This is a genomic window from Sphingomonas sp. KRR8 (assembly GCF_023559245.1).
Classification (GTDB): Bacteria; Pseudomonadota; Alphaproteobacteria; order Sphingomonadales; family Sphingomonadaceae; genus Sphingomicrobium.
The window spans coordinates 1,144,133-1,165,498 of the sequence record NZ_CP097462.1; the positions used below are offsets into that span (position 1 = coordinate 1,144,133).

Sequence of the window (21,366 nt, forward strand, 5' to 3'; positions counted from 1 at the left end):
GCTTACTCCGCCGCTTCGGGCAGGTCGGATGCGGGGCCAGCAAGCTTCGTCAGCGGCCGCGGACTGACTTCCAGCATCGGCGCCGCAGCGATCTCCTTGTTGCTGCCCGCACCCAGCGTCTCGAACCGGCGGGCCTGGGTGAACACCTGGCTTTCGAAGCTTCCGACCATTTGATTGTAGGCGGCGTTGGCGGTGGCGAGGTTCTTGCCCATGCGACCGACATGCTCGGCCATGGTCGCGAGTCGCGAGTGGAGCTCCTTGCCGAGCGCCGCGATCTCGCCTGCCTGCTCGCTCAGCTTCTCCTGCCGCCAGACGCTCGCCACCGTTCGGGCGATGGCGACGAGATTGGTCGGGGTCGCCAGCAGGACACGATCCTTGAACGCTTTCTCCCACAACTCGGGATCCTGCTCGAGCGCCGCCGACAGGAAGTGCTCGCCGGGAATGTACATGACGACATAGTCCGCCGCCTCGCCCCACTGGGTCCAATAGGCCTTGGAGCCGAGCTGCTGCGCGTGCCGGACAATCGACGCGAGGTGGAGGCGGAAGCAGGCGCTGCGCTTCTCATCGTCCACTTCATCGCAGGCATCGAGATAGGCGTTCAGCGAGCATTTCGCGTCGACGATCAGCTTGCGGCCCTGCGGCAGGTTGACGATCGCGTCCGGACGCTGCCGCCCGTCGTCGGTCTCGACCGATACTTCCATGTGGAAGTCGATGTTCTCGACCAGGCCCGCCTGCACCAGCACGTTGCGCAGGCTCTGCTCGCCCCACCGGCCGCGCTGCTTGGGGCTGGAGGTCAGCGCGGTGACCAGCCGCCGCGCTTCGTCGCGCACCTGCCCCTGCCCCGCGCGCACCAGCTCCACCGCTTCACGCAAGCCCGCATACTGGTCGACCCGCTCCTTCTCGACACGGGCGAGCCCTTCTTCATAGCGCTTGAGGGTGGTCTCCACCGGCTGGAGCAGGTGCTGGAGCTTCGCCTGATGCTCCTTGCTTTCGGTACCCAGGCGCTCGCTCGCCCGCTTGAGGAAAGCGTCGTGCGCGGTTTCGACCGCCTTGCCAGCCAGCTCACCGAAGCGGGTTTCCAGCTTCGTCTCCAGGTCCTTGATCTGCGCCAGCTGCTTGGAGAAGGCGTCGGCACGCTCGGCCTCGCCGCGTTCGAACGCGGCCTTGGCGGCGGCAAGCTGCTCCTTCTCCGCCCGAAGGCTGGCAAGTTCGAGCTCCTGAGCGGCGGCCCGTTCGGCCAGCGGAGTCACGCTGGCCAGCTGCTGCCGTGCCTCATCCCGCTCGCCGGTGACCGCCCGGAGCATCTCCTCGGTCTGAGGCAGTCGCCGCGCCTGATCGCTGACCAGGGCCAGCTCCCGTTCCGCAGTGATCCGATGTTCGCGAAGGCCGCTGAGCTCGCCCTGAAGTCCGGCAATCGGCTTCTGGCCCAGCACCCAGCCGAGCGCCACGCCCACCAGCAGCGCCAGGATGGCAGCCCCTACGATCACCAGCATTTCCATGCCCAACGCCCCTTAGAACAGAGCAAGAACCCTACGCCGCGGCCGTGGCTTGCTCAAGCGGAACCTTCACGTCACTGTGGCGCTTGCCCCAGAAGAAGGAGAACTCATGTCCATTCGCAAGATGATCGGCCTGCATCCGGCCAGCGCGCAGCATCACAACCAGGCGCTCGGCGACGCGGTGCACCACCTGATGTACTGCGCGAAGATGTGCCTCAGCTGTGCCGACAGCTGCATGGCCGAGCCGATGGACATGACCCAGTGCATCCGCCTCTGTCTCGACTGCTCCGACATCTGCGAGGCGACTGCCCGGCTGGGCCTGCGGCGGACCGGGGACGACAATCTCATCCTGCGCGAGTTGCTCGAACTGTGCGCCCGCATGTGCGAGCAGTGTGCCGCCGAATGCGAGCGTCACGACCATGAGCATTGCAAGCTCTGCGCTCAGATCTGCCGTGAATGCGCCGCCGACTGCCGCAATGCGGCGCAGTCGCTCGCCTGAGGCCTAGAGGGCGGCGGCGCCTCGAGTGCCGCGCGCTTTCACGACTTTCTTGACGATCATGTCGCGCTTCAGTCGCGACAGATAGTCGATGAACAGCACGCCATCGAGGTGATCGACCTCATGCTGGAGGCAGACGGACATGAGGCCGTCGAACTCGCCCTCCTGCTCGCGCCCCTGCTCATCGAGCCACTGCAGCCGGATCAGGTCCGGCCGTTCGATCTCGGCATATTGCTCGGGGATGGACAGGCAGCCCTCGGTATAGAGCTTGGTCGCGTCCGAACGGTGCAGGATCTTCGGATTGATGAAGACGTGCGGCCGCCGGACGGGCTTGGGCTCCTCTCCTTCGGCGATTTCCGCGTCCGGGTCAGGATCCTGCAGGTCGATCACCACCAGGCGGCGCGGAACGGCGACCTGCACGGCGGCAAGCCCGATGCCGGGCGCGTCGTACATGGTTTCGAACATGCTCGCGATCAGGCCGAGCAGGTCGTCATCGACCCGCTCCACCGGCGCGGAAGGCGCCCGGAGGATGGGATCGGGAATCTCGATGATGGGCAGGAGGGACATGGGGGCGCAGGTAGAGGCAAGCCGTCAGCGCATCAAGCGACCGGCCGCCGAGCCCTCAGTGCCTGCGCCAGCGTACCCTCGTCCAGATAGTCGAGTTCGCCGCCTACAGGCAGGCCATGCGCCAGCTGCGTCAGGCGCAGCGGGTACTTCTCGAGCCGCTCGGCCAGGTAATGGGCGGTGGTCTGGCCTTCCAGCGTGGCGTTCATGGCGAGCACCACCTCGTCGACCCCGCCCCCGGAAACCCGGCGGATCAGCCCTTCGATCGCCAGATCCTCCGGTCGAACTCCATCAAGCGCGGACAGTCGGCCGCCCAGCACGTGGTAGCGCCCCGGAAACAGTCGCGAACGGTCGAGCGCCCACAGGTCCGCCACCTCCTCGACCACGCACAGGCTGGCGGTATCTCGCCGCGGATCGCGGCAGATGCTGCACGGATCGGCGGTGTCGACATTCCCGCACACCGAGCAGGTGGACAGCCGCTCCGCCACCGTCTGCAGCGCCGCCAGCAGCGGCATCAGCGCGCCCTCGCGCTTCTTCATCAGGTGCAGGACCGCGCGCCGCGCCGAGCGGGGACCAAGGCCGGGAAGTCGGGCGAGCGCGCCCGCAAGTGCTTCGATCTCCTGCGATGCCATGCGAAGCGATGTAGGAATTTTGCGGCTGCTAGGCCATAGCGCGGCCCATGCGGGTCATCTTCATGGGATCGCCGGGCTTCGCGGTACCGACGCTGAACGCGCTGATCGGAGCGGGGCACGAGGTCGTCGCCGTCTATTGCCAGCCGCCGCGGCCGGCGCAGCGCGGCAAGAAGGTGCAGAAGACGGCCGTCCACGCGCGGGCGGACGAATTGGGACTGGAAGTGCGCACGCCGGCACGCCTGCGCAGCCCTGAGGAGCAGGATGCCTTTGCCGCGCTTCGGGCGGATGTGGCCGTGGTCGCGGCCTACGGCCTCATCCTGCCGCAACCGATCCTCGACGCGCCCAACCGGGGCTGCATCAACGTCCACGCTTCCCTTTTGCCCCGCTGGCGAGGCGCCGCTCCGATCCACCGCGCCATCCTGGCGGGTGACGAAGTGACCGGCGTCACCATCATGCAGATGGAAGCGGGGCTCGACACGGGCCCGATGCTGGCAGTCGCAGAGCTGCCGATCGGCGACCGCAATGCCGGTGACCTCACCGACGACCTCGCGCGGCTTGGCGCCAGCCTGCTGGTCGACGTGCTGGCCGACCCAGCCAATTTCCCACCCGAGCCGCAGCCCGGCGACGGCGTCACCTACGCCGCCAAGATCGACAAGACCGAGGCGCGGATCGACTGGTCGAGGCCAGCAGTAGAGATCGAACGGCAGGTGCGGGCCTTCGCACCAGCTCCGGGCGCTTGGTTCGAAGTGAATGGCGAGCGGGTGAAGCTGCTCGCCGCTCAACTGGCCGATGCCGGCAGCTATGCTCCGGGCGAGGTGCTGGACGACATGCTGACGGTCGCCTGCGGTGAAGGAGCGATTCGGCCCACCCTGGTACAGCGCGCGGGACGTGGACCGATGCGTCCGGACGAGCTGCTGCGCGGCTTCGCCATTTCGGCAGGCACGCGGCTGGCGTGACCCGCTGGAAGCTGATCCTGGAGTGGGACGGCGCCCCGTTCATGGGCTGGCAGCGCCAGGATCATGGGCCGTCCGTGCAAGCGGCGCTGGAGCGCGCCGCCAAGGCCATGACGGGCGAGCAGGTCACCGCCCACGCGGCCGGACGGACGGATGCGGGCGTCCATGCCTTGGGGATGGCGGCGCACATCGATGTGGCCAAGGATCTGGCAGCGCATCGCCTCCGCGAAGGGCTGAACGCCTTGCTGCGGCCGGACCCGGTGGCGGTGCTCGACGCGGAAGCGGTGGCCGGCGACTGGCACGCACGGTTCAGCTGCACTGGGCGGCGTTACCTTTACCGTATCGCGAACCGCCGCGCGCCGTTGACGCTGGACCGCGGAAAGGCTTGGCGCATCGGATTGCCGCTGGACCTTGCTGCGATGCAGGAAGCAGCCGCGCACCTCGTCGGCCATCATGATTTCACCACCTTCCGATCGGTGAACTGCCAATCCGACAGCCCGCTCAAAACCTTGGACCGGCTGGACGTTGAGCGAATCGGCGAGGAGGTGCACGTCCACGCCGCGGCCCGCAGCTTCCTTCATCACCAGGTCCGCTCAATGGTCGGCTGCCTGGCGCTGGTCGGCCAGGGCCAGTGGACCGCCGATGACATGAAGGCTGCGCTTGAGGCTCGTGACCGCGGAGCGCTCGGGCTGAACGCTCCCGCCGAGGGGCTTTACTTCGTCGAGGCGGCCTACCCGGCCTAGACCAGCACTTCCCTCGCAGCGGGCATCGACAGGAAGCCTTGCGGGCTCGCTGTCAGACCGTAGGCGCCGGCGCAGAAGATGGCGATCAGGTCGCCGACCTCGGCGCGTGGCAGCGTGATTTCGTCCGCGAGGAGGTCCAGCGGGGTGCAGAGGCAGCCGACAACGGTGACCTCCTCCTCCGCCTCGGCGCCGAACCTGTTGGCGACCGCCACCGGATAGTTGCGGCGCAGCAGCTGGCCGAAGTTGCCGCTGGCGGCGAGCATGTGCTGCAGCCCGCCGTCGGTGACGAGAAAGGTTCTGCCGCGGCTGACCTTTCGATCGACCACCCGGGTCAGGTAGACGCCCGCCTCTCCCACCAGCCAGCGGCCGAGTTCGATGACGAAGTTCGTGTCGCGCAGGATGGCGGGGCGTTGGTCGAGCGTTTGCTTTAGTGCCGCGCCTACCGCCACGATGTCGAGCGGCTGGTCGCCCGCGAAATAGGGAATTCCGAAGCCGCCGCCGAGATTGACCTCAGGCGGGGTCACACCGACTTCGGCGGCGATCTCGGCCGCGAGTGCCACCGTTGCGCGCTGACCGTCGATGATCGCGTCGGCGCTCAATGACTGCGAACCGGCGTAGACATGCAGCCCGCGCCAGTCCCCCCCTTCGTCGATGATCCGGCGGACGAGCGCAGGCACGCGGTCGTGGTCGACGCCGAACGGGCTGGCGAGCCCGCCCATCTTCATGCCGGAGCCTTTTAGGCCGAAGGGCGGATTCACGCGGACGGCCACGCGCGGGCGGACGCTGTCGCGCGCCGCAATCCGGCGCAGGCTCGTCCACTCCTCCTCGCTCTCGAGGTTGAACGTCACTGCGGCGGCGAGACCGGCGGACATGTCGGCGCCCGTCTTGCCCGGCCCGGCGAAGCTGACCGGCCGGTCGCCGGCACCGGCCGCCTGCAGCTTCTGGAGCTCCCCGGCGGAGGCGAGATCGAAACCGTCCACTTCGCTGCTCATGAAGGCAAGCAGCGGGCCGAACGGGTTGGCCTTGATGGCATAATGCAGCGCGATGCCCGGAAAGGCGGAGCGGAACTGGGCAATGCGGGCGCGGATCACGGCTCGGTCGTAGACGAACAGCGGCGTTCCACCGCTCTGCGCGGCGAGGTCCTCCGGCGTGTGCGCGGCAAAGCGAAGATCTGCCTGCCATTCGGGCGGAAGTGGACCCATCGCCTTCATGCCGTGAGCTCGGCCTTGAGCACGGCGCGGTCGGTCTTCCCATTGGGTGACAGCGGCAGCGCGTCGCGCCAGAGGATGCGACTTGGGCGCAGGTAAGGCGGGAGTTCGGCGCTGAACCAGGCGCGAAGGCGCTCGTCAGCGCTCTCCCCCTTCGCCACGGCGACCAGCACGATCGCCTGGCCGAGCCGCTCGTCGGGAACGCCGAAGGCGGCGCAGTCCGCGACGACGCCGCTGGCGAGCGCGGCTTCCTCGACCTCGGTCGGGCTGACACGGTTGCCGCTGACCTTGATCATCGCGTCGTCGCGTCCGCGGATTCGGAGCAGGCCGTCGGCGCCGATCACCGCGCGATCGCCGCTCCATACCTCACCGGCCCGAAAGCGTTGGGCGGTGCGCTGAGGGTCCTTCCAATAGCCTTGTGCGACCAATGGACCGGAGTGCACCAGTTCACCTTCCTCGTCCGCATCGGCGGGGCTGCCGTCCGGCCGCACGATGCGCAGTTCGGCAAAGGGAATGGCGGTGCCCACCGCATCCGGGTGCGTGTCGACTTGCGCCGGATCGAGGCTGGCAGAACGGAAGGCTTCGGTGAGGCCGTACATCAGGTGCAGCCTCGCCTGCGGAAACAGCTCGCGCAAGCGCCGCACCAGCGGCTCGGGCAGGTGCCCGCCTGAATTGGTGAGGGTGCGCAATGTGACGCCCGCCTCGCCCCACTTTTGCTCGGCAAGCTGCAGCCACAGTGGCGGCACGCCGGCCAGAGTCGTGATGCCCTCCCTTGCAACGGCCTTCACCACCTCACGCGGTAGAAGATAGTCGAAGGCCACCGCGCACCCGCCCGCGACCCAGGTCGAAAGCAACTGATTTTGCCCATAGTCGAAGGCCAGCGGCAGCACGCACAAGGTCCGGTTGTCCGCCTGCAGGCCAAGGTAATGCGCGACGCTCACCGCGCCGAGCCACAGGTTGGCATGGCTCAGCATCACGCCCTTCGGCCGCCCAGTCGAGCCGGAGGTGTAGAGCAAGGCGGCGAGTTCGTTCGGATCGCGCGATGACGGCGGAAGCGCGTCGCTCCCCTCCTCCCAATCCTCCAGCGCCAGTGTTCTCGCGCCGGTCGGACCCAGGCTCTCCAGCCGCGGGCGGTTGGCGATCAGCAGCGCCGCCCCGCTGTCAGCCAGGATATGCTCGGCCTGGGCACGGCGCAGCACGGGGTTGATCGGCACATGCACAAGGCCCGCGCGCGCGGTCGCAAGCGGCAGGACGCAGGCAAGCATCGTCTTGCCCATCCAGCTCGCCACCCGGTCGCCAGCCTGCAATCCCAACGCCTGCAACCGCGCGGCGGTTCGCGCCACCATCACCTCCAGCTCGGAGAAGCTCAGAGAGCGTCCGTCCGCGACTAGCGCGGGCGAGGCCGGATCACCGCACAGCAGCAGGTGGTCGAGTGGCCGGACGGTGGCGTCAGGAAGTGCCATGCCCCGCGCTTAGCCGTTGGCTTGCGGTGCCGCCAAGCTTCCCCTAGGCGGCGCGGCCATGACCGCCCAGCCTGTTCCCGCGTCCTCCGGCGACACCGATCTCGCGCTGCGCGCGCTGCTCGGCGACGTATTGGGCATTCCTGCCGCGCGGGTGGCCGGGTTCGACGAGGGCACCGAGCTGTTCGGCGCCCTGCCCGAGTTCGACTCGATGGCGGTGGCCAACCTGCTGACCGGAATCGAGGAGCGGTTCGACGTTACCGTCGAGGACGACGACGTCGAGGCGGAGGACTTCACCACCTACGGTGCCTTGCGGCGGTTCGTGGAGCGGATGGCTGGCTGACGGCTATTCCGCCGCCAGCGCCTGATATTCCTGCGCCGCCAGATACTTCTCCGCATCCAGCGCCGCCATGCAGCCCGTTCCGGCGGCCGTGACCGCCTGGCGGTAGATCTTGTCCATCACGTCGCCGCAGGCGAACACGCCGGGCACGCTGGTGCGGGTGGAGCCGACATCGACCGCGATATAGCCGTCCTCGTCGAGAGCCAGCTTGCCCTGGAACAGTTCGGTCGCGGGCTTGTGGCCGATGGCGACGAACGCACCGTCGACACTCAACTCCTGGGCGGCGCCGGTGACCCGGTCCTTGAGCCGCAGCCCGACCAGCGTCTCGGGCTCACCGGCGGCAAGGAACTCCTCGACCTCGGCGTTCCAGATGATCTTGATATGCGGATTGGCGAACAGCCGGTCCTGCAGGATCTTCTCGGCGCGGAGCGAATCGCGCCGGTGAATCAGCGTCACGTCCTGCGAGTGGTTGGTGAGGTAGAGCGCTTCCTCGACCGCGGTGTTGCCGCCGCCGATGACGGCCACCTTCTTGCCCCGATAGAAGAAGCCGTCACAGGTCGCGCAGGCGCTCGCGCCCTTGCCCTTCATATGCTCTTCGGACGGCAGGCCGAGCCACTTGGCCTGCGCCCCGGTCGCGATGACCAGCGTGTCGGCGACATAGGTCGTGCCGCTGTCGCCCTTGAGCCGGAACGGCGGGCGGCTGAGGTCGACGCTTTCGATGTGGTCCCACACCATGCGTGTGCCGACATGCTCCGCCTGCGCCTGCATCTCCTCCATCAGCCAGGGGCCCTGGATGACGTCGCGGAAGCCGGGATAATTCTCGACGTCCGTGGTTGTGGTCAGCTGGCCACCCGGCTGGATGCCCTGGATGACGATGGGCTGCAGCCCGGCACGGGCGGCATAGATCGCCGCGGTCAGGCCGGCGGGGCCTGAACCGAGGACGATCATGCGGCTGGAAACAGTGTCGCTCATGCCGCTCATTTGGCGGCTGAGAAGCCTGCTGGCAATGCTTGCGCTAGACCGTCCGGCGCCCGCGCACGAAGTGCAGCACCAGCACGATGATGCCGATGATCAGCAGGATGTGGATGAGGCCGCTCGTGACGTGGAACACCAGGAAACCGGCGAGCCACAGGACGATGAGGATGATGGCGATGGTGGCGAGCATGGGACGATCCCTCCTTGTTGTGGAGGTGAAACCGTCGCCTCGCAGGCCTGTTCCGTGCGCGGCCTAGACCAGCCGCGACTGCTTCACCGCGGCTTCGATGAAGCTGGCGAACAGCGGGTGCGGCGCGAACGGCCGGCTCTTCAGCTCCGGGTGGAACTGCACGCCGATGAACCACGGATGGTCCGGCCGTTCGACGATCTCGGGCAGCCGGCCGTCGGGTGACATGCCGCTGAACACCAGCCCGCCCTTCTCCAACACCGGCATGTAGGCGGCGTTGACCTCATAGCGGTGGCGATGCCGCTCGGAGATGGTGGTGCCGCCATAGATCTGCGCCACCCGGCTGTTGCCGCCGAGGCTCGCCTCATAAGCGCCAAGCCGCATGGTCCCGCCAAGGTCGCCGCCGGCCGCGCGCGCCTGCAGGCCTTCGGGGCTCATCCATTCGGTGATCAGGCCGACCACCGGCTCCGGGGTCTCGCCGAACTCGGTGGTGCTCGCCGCGGCGATGCCAGCGGTGTTCCGCGCGCCCTCGATACAGGCCATCTGCATGCCGAGGCAGATGCCGAAGAAGGGCACATTGCGTTCGCGCGCGAACTTGACCGACGCGATCTTGCCCTCGGACCCGCGTTCGCCAAAGCCGCCGGGGACCAGGATGGCATGCATCGGCTCGAGCTCACCAGCAAGGTCCTCGCCTTTCTCGAACAGCTCGGCGTCCAGCCACTTGATGTTGACCTTCACCCTGTTCGCGATGCCGCCGTGAACCAGTGCCTCACGGAGCGATTTGTAGGCGTCCGGCAGTCCGACATACTTGCCGACCACGCCGATCGTCACCTCGCCCTCGGGATTGTCGAGCCGGTCCATGATCTCGTCCCAGCGCGACAGCTCGGGCCGCGGCGCGTCGGTGATCCCGAATGCGGCGAGCACTTCGTCGTCGAGGCCTTCGCGATGATAGGCCAGCGGCACGTCGTAGATGGAGCGGGCGTCGAGCGCCTCGATCACCGCCGACTTGGGCACGTTGCAGAATTGCGCGATCTTGGCCTTGTCGCTGTCGGGGATCGGCATCTCGGTACGGCACAGCAACACGTCAGGCTGGACGCCCAGGCTGCTGATCTCCCGCACGCTATGCTGGGTCGGCTTGGTCTTGAGCTCACCGGCGGCCTTGATCCAGGGCACCAGGGTGGTGTGGACACTGACCGTGTTGCCGCGGCCAAGATCGTTCCGCAGCTGGCGCAGGGCCTCGATGAACGGCAGGCTCTCGATATCACCGACCGTGCCGCCGATCTCGCAGATGACGAAGTCGACGTCGTCGGTCTCCGCGACCGCGAATTCCTTGATGGCATTGGTGACGTGCGGAATGACCTGCACGGTCGCGCCGAGATAATCGCCGCGCCGTTCGCGAACGATGATGTCGCGATAGATCCGGCCGGTCGTGATGTTGTCCGACTGCCGGGCGGAGACGCCGGTGAAGCGCTCGTAGTGGCCAAGATCGAGATCGGTCTCGGCCCCGTCATCGGTGACGTACACCTCGCCGTGCTGATAGGGGCTCATGGTCCCCGGATCGACGTTCAGATAGGGGTCGAACTTGCGAATGCGGCACTTGAAGCCGCGCGCCTGCAGCAGTGCTGCGAGACTTGCCGAAAGGAGACCCTTGCCGAGGCTGGAGACCACGCCGCCGGTAACGAAAATAAACCGCGCCATGGGAGTCGAGCCTTAGGGATTGATGCCGCGTCTAGGCAAGCGACTTCACGCCGCTGCATGCAAATATTGTTGGCCGCGAGCGCTTACTGAGCGAGCGGGACCGAACCGTTGCTCGGCTGAGCAGGCTGCATCGCCGGCGCGCGGCTGCCCGGCGCGGCGTTGTTCGGCGGCGAGGTGTTGGGACCGGCCGGCGGACCCGACAGCGGGGTTCCACCCGGCTCAAGCGGGCTGATCGGCGCCGCCTGATTCGCGACCGATGCGTCGATCGTCTGGCCGTTGGTACGGGTGCCAGAATAGGCCGCGAGAGCGATGCACAGGACCACGAACATAGCGCCGAGAATGCCCGTCGCCCGGGTCAGGAAGTCGGCCGCGCCGCGCGCGGTCATCAGTCCCGCCGAACTGCCGCCCACGCCCAGCCCGCCGCCTTCCGAACGCTGCATCAGGATCACCGTGCACAGGGCCAGTGCAACCAGCGCTTCGAGGATGAGGAGGAAGGTGAACATGGGGGTTGGTCTGACTTTCGGGAGAAGAAGGTTCGCGCCGGCACTTAGCGGCGGATGGTCCGACTTTCAACGCAGGCTGCTCGTCCTGCTCCGGTAAGGGTTGGCACGGCTAAGCCGCGGCCGCCTCCACGATCGGCACGAAGTCGGCGGCCGTCAGACTCGCACCGCCGACCAAGGCGCCGTCCACGTCCTCGACGGCAAAGATCTCCGCCGCATTGCTGGCCTTGACCGAGCCGCCATAAAGCAGCCGCACGCCCGCTCCCTCCTCGCCGAGCGCCTCGACGAGTGTCGCGCGCAGCGCGGCGTGCATCTCCGCAATGTCATGGGTCACGGGCACCTTGCCAGTCCCGATCGCCCAGATGGGCTCATAGGCGACGGCGAAATTGACCGCCGTGGCGCCCTCCGACGGCAGGCTGGCCCGAAGCTGCGCGGTCACCACTTCGAGCGCTCGCCCCGCGTCGCGCTCCGCGTCGCTCTCGCCCACGCACAGGATGACCTTCAGCCCCGATCGAAGCGCCGCCTCCGCCTTGGCACGGACGGTCGTGTCGTCCTCGCGGTGCGCATCCCGCCGCTCGCTATGGCCGACGATGGTCAGCCTCGCTCCCGCGTCGTGAAGCATGGCCGCGCAGATGTCGCCCGTATGAGCACCCTTGTCCGCCATATGGATGTCCTGCGCGCCGATGGCGAAGCCAGGCACCCCCTCGGCCGCGCGGTGGATCAGCGTGGCGGGCACGCACAGGGCGACATCCACCTGCCCGTCCAGCCGCCGGGCCGCCTCGGCAATGCCGCGCACTTCACCCAGGTCGGCCGAGGTGCCGTGCATCTTCCAGTTTCCGGCGACCAGCTTGCGACGCGACATTCCTGTTCCCTTCCCTGTTCGCCGTGGCGCCTAGCAAGCCCGCCATATTGAAGGGAAGCCATCCGCTCTCTAAAGCGCTCGGCAATTCCATTCCCGCCAACGCGAGCCACGCCCTTCATGCTGTCCTTCTTCCGCCGTCTCTCGAAGTCCAAGGGCGGCGCCGCCATCGGCATCCTGTTCCTGGTCATCATGCTCGCCAGCTTCGCTGTAGCCGACGTGAACAACTTCAAGTCGTTCGGAAGCGGCGGGTTCAACCAGGGCGTGCTCGCCAAGGTCGGCAAGGAGCAGGTCACGGAGGCCGAGCTGTCGCAGACCATGCAGCGCCAGTTGGCGCAGCTGCGCCAGCAGAAGCCCGACGCCACCTACGCCGACCTCGCCCCGCAGTTCGAGCAGATCGTCAACGGCCTCATCCAGGCCAAGACGCTCAAGGCCTATGCGATCGCGCATGGCATGATGCCACCCAAGAAGGCCATCGACGCCGAAATCGTGAAGATCCCCGCCACGCGCGGGCTCGACGGCAGGTTCAGCGAGGCGTCCTATGCCCAGTTCCTCCAGCAGCAGCGGCTGACGGACGCGCAGCTCCGTGACGAGGTGGTCGTGCTGCTCCTGCAGCGGATGCTGCTGGCGCCGGTCGCTGCCAACATGCGCATGCCGCTGGGCGTCGCCCGTCCCTACGCCTCGATGCTGCTTGAGGAGCGCGAAGGCCAGGTGGCGGTGATCCCAAGCGCGGCATTCAAGGCCGGCGCGGCGCCGACCGATGCCGAGCTTCAGGCCTTCTACGCCCAGAACCGCAATCGCTACGTCGTGCCGGAGCAGCGCGTGCTGCGCATCGCCCGCATCAGCCCGGAGACGGTCGCCGGCGTGCAGCCCACCGACCAGGAAATCGCCGCTTACTATCAGCAGAATGCCGCGACCTATGCGGGCGGTGAGAGCCGGGTGCTGAGCCGCGCCTCGATCGCCGACCAGAACCAGGCGAACCAGGTGGCCGCTCGAGCCAAGGCGGGTGGCACCTTTGCCGCCGCTGCCCAGCCGGCCGGCTTTTCCGCCGCCGACGTCAGCCTGGGGCCGCAGAGCCGGGCGGACCTGACTACGCTGGCCGGACCCCAGGTCGCCGCGGCCGTCTTCGCCGCGCCCGCCGGTGCGGTGGTCGGCCCGATCAAGTCGAGCACCGGCTACGATGTGATCAAGGTGGAACGGATCGACCGCAAGCCGGGCAAGAGCCTGGCCGAGGCGCGGCCCGAGATCATCGCCAAGCTCGCCGTCGACAAGCGCAAGAGCGCGCTGACCGACCTGGTCGCCAAGGTCGAGGACGGGATCAGCGAGAACCGCACCTTCGACGAGGTCGCCCAGGCCAACAAGCTGCCGGTCACCCAGACCCCGCCGCTGGTCGCCAATGGTCAATCGATGGCGCAGCCGACTTTCCAGCTTCCGCCCGAGTACAAGACCCAGCTGCTTAAGGACGCCTTCTCGATGCAGGCGGGCGACGATCCGCTGGTGGAGACGCTTGCCAATGATGCGGGCTATGCCGTCCTGGCACTTGGTCAGGTGACCCCGGCCACGCCGGCGCCGCTGGCGCAGATCCGGGATCGAGTGGCCGCTGATTTCCTCGCCAAGCGCGCCGAGGATGGTGCCAAGGCCGCCGCAACCGCGGTGCTCGCCAAGGTCACTCGCGGAATGCCGCTGGCCCAGGCGATCAAGGAGCAGGGTATCACTGGTGCGCCCGCTCCTGCCCCGCTCAAGGTGCGGCGGATCCAGCTCGCGCAGCTGCAGGGCCAAGTCCCGGCGCCGTTGCAGATGCTGTTCAGCCTGACCCCGGGCAAGAGCCGGATGGTCGCCGCCCCGCAGGGTCAGGGCTTCTTCATCGTCCAGCTCGCCAAGACGACGCCGGGCGATGCGCTTGGCCAGCCGGGGCTGATTACCCAGACGCAAAGCGACCTGAGCCGGCAGACGGGCGAAGAGATCGCCGTGCAGTTCCTCGACGCCGCGCAGAAGGAGCTTGGCGTCAGCCGCAACGAAGCCGCGATCGCCGAGGCCCGCAAGCGTCTGCTCGTCGGCGGCTGAGCCCATGCGCCGCGCCGTGCGGCTGCTGGTGGTCGATAATCACGACAGCTTCAGCTTCACGCTGGTCGACTATCTGCTGACCCTCGGCGGCGCCGTCGACGTGGTGCAGAGCGATGGCGTGAGCGTCGCCGACGCCATGCAGCGCACCGCCGATGGGATCCTGCTTTGCCCCGGACCTGGCCGGCCGGAGGATGCCGGCATCTCCGTTCCGCTAGCCCGCGCCTGCATCGATGCGCGGAGGCCGCTACTCGGGGTCTGCCTCGGGCTGCAGGCGATTGGCCTCGCCTGCGGAGCGGAGGTCATTCGGGTCGCGCCAGTGCACGGCAAGGCCGAGCCCGTCAGCCACGTCGGCACCGGTCTGTTCGAGGGGCTGCCGTCCCCACTCACCGTCACGCGCTACCACTCGCTTGCGCTCGGCACTCTGCCGGATGAGCTGGAAGCGACGGCGCATTCACCGGACGGCGTGATCCAGGCGGTCGCGCATCGGAACGCTCCAGCCCACGGAGTGCAATTCCACCCGGAGAGTGTCGCCAGCGAACATGGTCACGCCCTCCTCAGCCGCTTTCTGGACATATGCTGTTGACAAGCAAGGTCCTCGTTCCGTAAGCGTTCTCTGTCTGTTCACGATGGAGCCTCGGGCATGCTGACGGTCAAGCAGCGCGAACTATTGCAGTACATCCACGAACGGGTGAGCGAGACGGGTGTCTCGCCCTCGTTCGACGAGATGCGCGAAGCGCTCGAGCTCAAGAGCAAGTCGGGCGTTCACCGGCTCATCTCCGCACTTGAAGAACGGGCGTTCATCCGCCGGCTGCCCAATCGCGCCCGCGCCCTCGAGGTGCTGCGGATGCCCGACCAGCCCGGTGGGGCCAGTGCCGCGACAGAGGCGAAAGCGCCCGAGCTCAAGCCGGTCCGTATCCCGGCCAACGACACGATCGAGATTCCCCTGCACGGCCGGATCGCCGCCGGCACTCCGATCGAGGCGCTGCAAGGCACCGAGCAATTCGCTGTTCCCGCCGCCCTCCTCGGCCCGGGCGAGCATTATGCGCTGGAGGTCTCCGGCGACTCGATGGTCGACGAAGGCATTCTCGATGGCGACTTCGCACTCATCCGCAAGGTCGACCAAGCGCGCGAGGGAGAGATCGTCGTGGCGCTGATCGATGGCGAGGAAGCGACCCTCAAGACCTTCCGTCGCGAAGGCAAGATGGTCCGCCTTGATCCCGCGAACGGCGCCTATTCGCCGCAGCGCTATGAGGAGAATCGAGTGCGGATCCAGGGCCGCCTCGCCGGCCTGATCCGGCGTTACTGACGCCATGCAGGACGCCCGCATCGATTATGTTGAATTGCCGTCGGTGACGGCCCACGAACTGACGCGTGCCTTTTACACCAGAGCGTTCGGCTGGACCTTCACCGACTATGGTCCCGATTACAGCGCAACCGGAACCGGCACGACCGACGTCGGGTTGAACGGCCAGCCCGACGATGCACTCGCCAGCCCGCTTCCGGTTATCCGCGTCGACGACCTTGAGGCGGCGTTCCAGTCGGTGATCGATGCCAACGGCGTGATCGCCCGGCCGATCTTCGCCTTTCCGGGCGGCCGCCGCTTCCACTTCATCGATCCGGGCGGCAACGAACTCGCCGTCTGGAGCACGAAGTAGACGCCCGGCTCCTGCGCAAGGCAGGAGCAGCCGTCACTACCCCTTGCGGCGCGCCATGAACGCCAGCCGCTCGAACAGCATTACGTCCTGCTCGTTCTTGAGCAGCGCGCCGTGCAGCGGCGGAATCGCCTTGGTCGGGTCCCTGTCCTGCAGCACGTCGAGGGGCATGTCTTCGTGCAGCAGCAGCTTGAGCCAGTCGAGCAGCTCACTGGTCGAAGGCTTCTTCTTCAGCCCCGGCACGTCCCGGACGTCGTAGAAAATCTCCAGCGCTTTCCCGACCAGGATCTTCTGGATGCCGGGAAAGTGCACGTCGACGATCCGCTCCATCGTGGCCCGGTCGGGGAAGGAAATATAATGGAAGAAGCACCGCCGCAGAAAGGCGTCGGGCAGTTCCTTCTCGTTGTTCGAGGTGATGACCACGATCGGGCGCTCCGCCGCCTTCACGGTCTCGCCGGTCTCGTAGACGAAGAACTCCATCCGATCGAGTTCGGTCAGCAGGTCATTGGGAAACTCGATGTCGGCCTTGTCGATCTCGTCGATCAGCAGCACCGGCAGCTGCGGTGAGGTGAAGGCCTCCCACAATTTGCCGGGCCGGATGTAGTTCTTGATATCATGCACCCGCGGGTCGCCGAGCTGGCCGTCGCGCAGCCGGGCCACCGCGTCATATTCGTACAGGCCCTGCGCCGCCTTGGTGCTCGACTTGATGCTCCAGGTGATCAGCGGCGCACCCAGCGCCTTGGCGATCTCCTCCGCCAGCACGGTCTTGCCCGTCCCTGGCTCGCCCTTGACGAGCAGCGGGCGGCGCAAGGTGGCGGCAGCGTTGACGGCGACCTTGAGGTCGGGCGTGGCGACGTATTCAGAGGTACCTTCGAAGCGCATGACGCGCTTCCTAGGGCCAAGCAGGTCGGTTTAGAAGCCTTCGCGCGCGTCGGCGCGCGCTTCCAGCAGGTCGAAAAAGGCGCGGTGCTGGAGCAACAGCTGCTCGGCCCCGAACCGGATCGCACGATCGGTGCTGGCCGACGTCGACGCCGCTCCAATGACGTCGGCGATCGAAGTCTCGTCCGGCAAGGCGCCGGGCGGCACGTCGCAGCCGACGCGCCGTGCGGCCTGATCAAGCATGGAGCGGATCGCGCGCCAGTCGCTGACCAGCGCCGTCGCGGTGCCGAGCGCGCAGCCCTGCCGCTCCGACTGGGCCAGCGTCTCGAGGGCGTGACGCTGGGCAAGCATCGCCGCCTCTGTCTCGGCATGACCGGGGGTCGACGGGGCCGGGCCGACCAGGGCCGACAAACGCAGCAGGAACAGCCGCTCGCGCTCAAAGGCGTCGGCCGCGCCGCTCAGCCAGCTGCGGACCGGGCCGGCCGGCGCGCGCAGCAGGGCAAGGTCGATGGGGCTGGGCTGGCGCCCGTAGATGCTGGCGAGCAGGTGCACGCAATCGTCGAGATCACGCCCGGAGGGAACCCCGTGCGTGCCCAACAACTCGGCCGCGAACGGGTGACCGGCGCTGCCGGCCGCCGCAAGCCGGGCGGCATGCGCATTGGCCGGGGCGCTCGCTGGCGGGGTGATTGGCGCCCGGACCGCATCGCTTTTCAACACACTCATGGCCGCCATTCCCGTTCCTGAACCCCTCTTCACGCGCGTCTGGCACTAGATCAGAGGCGAGCCGTAAGGATCCGGCGTAAAGACGGCGTAACCACGCCGGTAACGACTCGTTCGCACAGGTTACGATCTGTGCCGCCACGGGACGGGGACCGGGCCAGTTGCCCTCCCCTTGCGCCCCGGAACGCCTTGCGACACCATCACCCAATGGAGCGCGTCCGTTCGTTGCAGGCACCCGCCGATCGCCGGCTGGGCCGCGGCGTCTTGCTTGCCTACGGGCTCGGCGCCGTCGCCTACGGGGTCAAGGACAGCGGCTTCGGCACCTTCCTGCTCTTATTCTACAATCAGGTTCTCGGGCTCCCGTCGGCGTCCGTCGGGCTGGTGATCATGGCGGCGCTGGTGCTCGATGCCTTCATCGACCCGATGGTCGGCATCCTCAGCGACCGCACGCGCTCGCGCTGGGGGCGGCGCCACCCCTGGATGTATGCGGCCGCGCTGCCGATCATGATCGGCTGGATGCTGCTCTGGTCCCCGCCCGCGGCGCTAGGCCAGGGCGGACTGCTCGTCTGGCTGTTCGTGGCCGCCATCGGGGTTCGCGCGGCGGTCAGCTGCTACGAAGTGCCGTCGGTTGCGCTCACGCCGGAGTTGAGCAGCGACTATGACGAGCGCACGCGGATCATGGCCTACCGTTATCTGTTCGGCTGGGCCGGCGGACTGTTGATGCTGGCCTCCGCCTACGTGCTTTTCCTGGCCCCGCGCCCAGGCTTCCCCAACGGACTGCTCTATCGGCCCGGATATCACGGCATGGCGCTGACCGGGGCGCTGGCGATGGGCGTTGCCATTCTCGTGAGCGCGCTTGCCACGCACCGCGAAATTCCGCGGCTGCTGCAGGCCGGCGCGGTCGCGCCGGGGGTAGGAGCCGCCTTCCAGGAGATGCTGAGCGCCGGACGCAATCGCGGCTTCATGATCCTGCTGCTGGGCGGGCTGTGTTCCTACACCAACCAGGGCCTCAACTACGCGCTGTCCAACTATTTCTACAGCTACGTCTGGCTGTTCAAGGGCGCCGAGTTCCTGTTCGTCGCCGTGGCCCTGTTCGCCGGCGTGCTGGTCGCCTTCACCATCGCCAAGCCTCTCAGTCTCCGCCTGGGCAAGGCCAGGGGCGCGGCGCTGATGGCGATTGCGGCCTACGCCGCGGCAGCCACGCCCTATCTGCTGCGGCTGATCGGCTGGTTTCCGGAGCCGGCGACCACCGCCAGCCTGGTCATGGTACTGGGGTCACTGATCCTCAGCACCGGGTGCGGCGTCAGCACCTTCATCCTCGGCAGCGCCATGCTGGCCGACGTCGTCGAGGACAGCGAAGCAACCACCGGCCGCCGCAACGAAGGGCTGTTCTTCGCCGGTGGCTTTTTCGTCCAGAAGTGCACTAGCGGCCTCGGCATCTTCCTTGCCGGAGTCCTCCTCGCCGCGGCCGGTTTCCCGAAGCAGGCGCACCCGGGCAGCGTGCCGGTGCCGGTCCTCGACCGTCTCACGCTCATCTATCTGGGTCTGGGCGCGCTGCTCGCGACGTGCGCCGCCCTCGCCTACCTGCGCTTTCCCTTCGGCCGCGCGGAGCACGAGGCTCGAATCGCCGCCAGGACCTGAACCGTCAGGCCAGCTTGATCTCGCGCAGGCGTTCCAGGAGGTAGTCGTGGCTGCTGATCGGCGGCCACTTCGGCTCCTCGCCCGCCGGCACCGTGCCGGGCAGCGCCTCGATCATATAGTCGGGGCGGAAATGCAGGAAGAAGGGCATGGAGTAACGCGCATTGCTCGCACGGTCCGGCGATGGATTGACCACCCGGTGCGGGGTCGAGCGAAGCTTGCCGTTGGTCAGCCGCTGAAGCATGTCGCCGATGTTGATCACCAGCTCGCCCGGGCGCGGGCTGACCGGGATCCAGCGGCCATCGCGGGTCTGTAGCTCCAGGCCCGCTTCCTCGGCGCCGAGCAGCAGGGTGATGGTGTTGATATCCTCGTGCGCGCCGGCGCGGATATGCTCGCCGGTCGGCTCCGTCTGCGGCGGATAGTGAAGCAGGCGCAGCACGCTGTTTCCATCGCGCACCGTGTCGCGGAAATAGTCCTCGTCGATGCCGAGGTAGCGGGCGATCGCCGACAGGACGGTCAGGCCGGTTCGGTCGAACGTGTCGTAGAGCTCGAGGAAGGTCTCCTTGAAGCCCGGCACCTCGGTCGGCCAGACGTTGTCGTCCATGACGTCGCGGAACTTGTGCCCGGCCGCCAGTTCGCGCCCGACGTGCCAGAATTCCTTGAGGTCGTGCGCCTTGTGGCCCTTGGCGGTCTCGATGCCGAACGGCGTGTATCCGCGGGCGCCGCCATGGCTGAGCGCATATTTGCGCTTCACCTCCTCCGGCAGGGCGAAGAACGCCTTGGCCTTCTCCTCCGCACGCGCGATCAGTTCGTCGGGGATGCCGTGGTCGGCAAGGATGGCGAAGCCATACTCCTCGAAGCTGCGGCCAAGGGCTTGCGCGAAGGCGTCACGGTCGCGGTCCGCTTCGGCGAGAGAAACGGAGGCGATCTTGTCGGCGGTTAAAAGGTCAGTGCTCATTGCCTGGCCTTAATCCCAAGCAGGCCCGGCTTCAAATGATTGAAATCAAGCCATCATGATCCCGGCCAGTGCCGCGCTCATCAGATTGGCGAGGCTTCCGGCGATCAGCGCCCGTATCCCCAGTCGGGCAATCACCGGCCGCTGGTTTGGCGCCAACCCGCCGGTCACCGCCATCTGAATGGCGATGCTTGAGAAGTTGGCGAATCCGCACAGCGCGAAGGTGACGATCGCCCGGCTGCGCGCCGATAGCGCCGCGGCCGGACCGCCGGAGTTGCCCAGATCGATGAAGGCGACGAATTCGTTCAGGACGATCTTGGTGCCGAATAGACCGCCGGCGACGCCCGCCTCGTTCCACGGCACGCCGATCAGATACATGAACGGCTGGAAGACGTAACCGACCAATCGCTGGAAGCTGAGGTCCGGAACGCCGAACCAGCCGCCGACGCCGCCCAGTAGCCCATTGGCTAGCGCCACCAGCGCCACGAACGCCAGCACCATCGCGCCGACGGCCACCGCCAGCTTGACGCCAGTCTGAGCGCCCTGCGCGGCGGCCATGATGATGTTGGCCGGCTTCTCGCCCTCTTCGAACGTCTCGGCGATCTCGATCGTCTCGTGCGGCGGCCCTGCCTCCGCAACCGCCAGCTCGGGCGTCGGCGCCGCCACCGGCTCGACCGGATCCGGCATGATGATCTTGGCCATCAGGATGCCGCCGGGCGCCGACATGAAGGCGGCCGCCAGCAGGAACGGCAGATATTGCGGTCCGAGCAGGCTGGCGTAGGCAGCCAGGATCGTGCCCGCTACGCCGGCCATTCCGACGGTCATCAGGGTGAAGATCTTGGCCGGGGGAAGCGCGGCGAGGTAGGGCCGCACGACCAGCGGGCTTTCCGACTGGCCGACGAAGATGTTGGCGGCACTGCCCAGCGCCTCGACCCGGCCGATGCCAGTGATCCAGCCGATCGCGCCGCCGACCCAGCGCACCACCCGCTGCATAATGCCGAGATAGTAAAGGATTGAGACCAGCGCCGCGAAGAAGATGATCACGGGCAAGGCGCCAAGCGCGAAGGTCTTGGCCAGCGGGTTGGTCGCCGACGGACCGAACAGAAATTCCGTACCCTGGTTGGCGTAGCCGAGGAGGTTGGACACGCCCCGGCTCATGCCCAGGATGCCCTCGCGCCCCCACGGGGTATAGAGCACCAGGAAGGCGATCGCGGCCTGCAGCGCAAAGGCGGCGCCGACGACGCGCGGGCGGATCGCGCGCTTGTCGCTCGACAGCAGGAAGGCGAGCAGCAGGATCGCGCCCACGCCGAGCAGGCCAGACAGGTGATTCATTTTCGTGCGAGCCCT

23 protein-coding genes are annotated in these 21,366 nt (G+C 67.5%); 9 read left to right on the forward strand and 14 right to left on the reverse strand.

Features of this window, described 5'->3' with window-relative positions:
* Positions 1–2: 2 nt before the first annotated feature.
* Entirely contained in the window at positions 3–1,499 is a 1,497-nt protein-coding gene (locus tag M8312_RS05740) for a DNA recombination protein RmuC (protein ID WP_250119417.1), read from the reverse strand.
* 106 nt (positions 1,500–1,605) lie between these two features.
* Between M8312_RS05740 and M8312_RS05745 the strand changes: the two genes are divergently transcribed.
* Positions 1,606–1,995 carry a four-helix bundle copper-binding protein gene (locus M8312_RS05745; protein WP_250119418.1) on the forward strand — a complete coding sequence of 130 codons (390 nt, stop codon included), beginning with the start codon at positions 1,606–1,608 and terminating at the stop codon, positions 1,993–1,995.
* A 3-nt stretch (positions 1,996–1,998) separates the two neighbouring features.
* Here the strand turns inward: M8312_RS05745 and def are convergent, their stop codons facing one another.
* Positions 1,999–2,559, reverse strand: a complete 561-nt coding sequence (gene def / locus M8312_RS05750) for a peptide deformylase (protein ID WP_250119419.1) — start codon at positions 2,557–2,559, stop codon at positions 1,999–2,001.
* A 32-nt stretch (positions 2,560–2,591) separates the two neighbouring features.
* Positions 2,592–3,188: a recombination mediator RecR gene (gene recR, locus M8312_RS05755; protein ID WP_250119420.1), complete on the reverse strand. Its 597-nt coding sequence runs from the start codon at positions 3,186–3,188 to the stop codon at positions 2,592–2,594.
* Between the two features lie 47 nt (positions 3,189–3,235).
* On the opposite strand from recR, the gene fmt reads away from it, so the two are divergent.
* Entirely contained in the window at positions 3,236–4,144 is a 909-nt protein-coding gene (gene fmt, locus M8312_RS05760) for a methionyl-tRNA formyltransferase (protein ID WP_250119421.1), read from the forward strand.
* Entirely contained in the window at positions 4,141–4,884 is a 744-nt protein-coding gene (truA, locus tag M8312_RS05765) for a tRNA pseudouridine(38-40) synthase TruA (protein WP_250119422.1), read from the forward strand. The genes fmt and truA overlap by 4 nt, the downstream gene beginning before the upstream one ends.
* On the opposite strand, the gene M8312_RS05770 is transcribed toward truA, so the two are convergent.
* Both M8312_RS05770 and M8312_RS05775 read right to left on the reverse strand, forming a co-directional pair.
* The gene (locus M8312_RS05770) at positions 4,881–6,095 is read right to left on the reverse strand and encodes a pyridoxal-dependent decarboxylase, exosortase A system-associated (RefSeq protein ID WP_250119423.1); all 1,215 of its coding nucleotides are present in this window, start codon (positions 6,093–6,095) and stop codon (positions 4,881–4,883) included. The two genes, truA and M8312_RS05770, sit on opposite strands and share 4 nt — an antisense overlap.
* Entirely contained in the window at positions 6,092–7,555 is a 1,464-nt protein-coding gene (locus M8312_RS05775; RefSeq protein ID WP_250119424.1) for an AMP-binding protein, read from the reverse strand. The genes M8312_RS05770 and M8312_RS05775 overlap by 4 nt, the downstream gene beginning before the upstream one ends.
* 58 nt (positions 7,556–7,613) lie before the next feature.
* Between M8312_RS05775 and M8312_RS05780 the strand changes: the two genes are divergently transcribed.
* Positions 7,614–7,895, forward strand: coding sequence for an acyl carrier protein (locus tag M8312_RS05780; protein ID WP_250119425.1), 282 nt, complete (start codon positions 7,614–7,616; stop codon positions 7,893–7,895).
* A 3-nt stretch (positions 7,896–7,898) separates the two neighbouring features.
* Here M8312_RS05780 and trxB read toward each other — a convergent pair whose 3' ends face one another.
* The 5 genes from trxB to tpiA form a co-directional block, all read right to left on the reverse strand.
* Positions 7,899–8,864, reverse strand: a complete 966-nt coding sequence (gene trxB / locus M8312_RS05785; protein ID WP_250119426.1) for a thioredoxin-disulfide reductase — start codon at positions 8,862–8,864, stop codon at positions 7,899–7,901.
* A gap of 43 nt (positions 8,865–8,907) precedes the next feature.
* Positions 8,908–9,057 carry a lmo0937 family membrane protein gene (locus M8312_RS05790; protein WP_250119427.1) on the reverse strand — a complete coding sequence of 50 codons (150 nt, stop codon included), beginning with the start codon at positions 9,055–9,057 and terminating at the stop codon, positions 8,908–8,910.
* A gap of 63 nt (positions 9,058–9,120) precedes the next feature.
* Positions 9,121–10,752, reverse strand: a complete 1,632-nt coding sequence (pyrG, locus tag M8312_RS05795) for a CTP synthase (RefSeq protein WP_250119428.1) — start codon at positions 10,750–10,752, stop codon at positions 9,121–9,123.
* A gap of 83 nt (positions 10,753–10,835) precedes the next feature.
* The gene (gene secG / locus M8312_RS05800) at positions 10,836–11,255 is read right to left on the reverse strand and encodes a preprotein translocase subunit SecG (RefSeq protein ID WP_250119429.1); all 420 of its coding nucleotides are present in this window, start codon (positions 11,253–11,255) and stop codon (positions 10,836–10,838) included.
* A gap of 109 nt (positions 11,256–11,364) precedes the next feature.
* A complete protein-coding gene (tpiA, locus tag M8312_RS05805; protein ID WP_250119430.1) occupies positions 11,365–12,114 on the reverse strand; it encodes a triose-phosphate isomerase in 750 nt (249 codons plus the stop codon).
* A gap of 117 nt (positions 12,115–12,231) precedes the next feature.
* Here tpiA and M8312_RS05810 point away from each other — a divergent pair, with 117 nt between their 5' ends.
* The 4 genes from M8312_RS05810 to M8312_RS05825 are packed head-to-tail and all read left to right on the forward strand — an operon-like array spanning position 12,232 to position 15,830.
* Complete coding sequence (locus M8312_RS05810; RefSeq protein ID WP_250119431.1) at positions 12,232–14,175, forward strand: peptidyl-prolyl cis-trans isomerase; 1,944 nt, start codon at positions 12,232–12,234, stop codon at positions 14,173–14,175.
* Between the two features lie 4 nt (positions 14,176–14,179).
* Positions 14,180–14,758, forward strand: a complete 579-nt coding sequence (locus M8312_RS05815) for an anthranilate synthase component II (protein ID WP_250119432.1) — start codon at positions 14,180–14,182, stop codon at positions 14,756–14,758.
* Positions 14,759–14,815: 57 nt separating this feature from the next.
* Positions 14,816–15,481 carry a transcriptional repressor LexA gene (gene lexA / locus M8312_RS05820; protein WP_250119433.1) on the forward strand — a complete coding sequence of 222 codons (666 nt, stop codon included), beginning with the start codon at positions 14,816–14,818 and terminating at the stop codon, positions 15,479–15,481.
* Between the two features lie 4 nt (positions 15,482–15,485).
* A complete protein-coding gene (locus tag M8312_RS05825) occupies positions 15,486–15,830 on the forward strand; it encodes a VOC family protein (RefSeq protein ID WP_250119434.1) in 345 nt (114 codons plus the stop codon).
* Positions 15,831–15,866: 36 nt separating this feature from the next.
* Here M8312_RS05825 and M8312_RS05830 read toward each other — a convergent pair whose 3' ends face one another.
* Entirely contained in the window at positions 15,867–16,709 is an 843-nt protein-coding gene (locus M8312_RS05830) for an AAA family ATPase (RefSeq protein WP_250119435.1), read from the reverse strand.
* 30 nt (positions 16,710–16,739) lie between these two features.
* Positions 16,740–17,438: a DUF6975 family protein gene (locus M8312_RS05835; protein WP_250119436.1), complete on the reverse strand. Its 699-nt coding sequence runs from the start codon at positions 17,436–17,438 to the stop codon at positions 16,740–16,742.
* Between the two features lie 195 nt (positions 17,439–17,633).
* On the opposite strand from M8312_RS05835, the gene M8312_RS05840 reads away from it, so the two are divergent.
* A complete protein-coding gene (locus M8312_RS05840) occupies positions 17,634–19,067 on the forward strand; it encodes an MFS transporter (protein WP_250119437.1) in 1,434 nt (477 codons plus the stop codon).
* Positions 19,068–19,071: 4 nt separating this feature from the next.
* Here the strand turns inward: M8312_RS05840 and M8312_RS05845 are convergent, their stop codons facing one another.
* Both M8312_RS05845 and M8312_RS05850 read right to left on the reverse strand, forming a co-directional pair.
* Positions 19,072–20,022: an isopenicillin N synthase family dioxygenase gene (locus M8312_RS05845; RefSeq protein WP_250119438.1), complete on the reverse strand. Its 951-nt coding sequence runs from the start codon at positions 20,020–20,022 to the stop codon at positions 19,072–19,074.
* A 45-nt stretch (positions 20,023–20,067) separates the two neighbouring features.
* On the reverse strand, positions 20,068–21,351 hold the full coding sequence (locus tag M8312_RS05850) for a NupC/NupG family nucleoside CNT transporter (protein ID WP_250119439.1): 1,284 nt from the start codon (positions 21,349–21,351) through the stop codon (positions 20,068–20,070).
* Positions 21,352–21,366 lie beyond the last annotated feature (15 nt).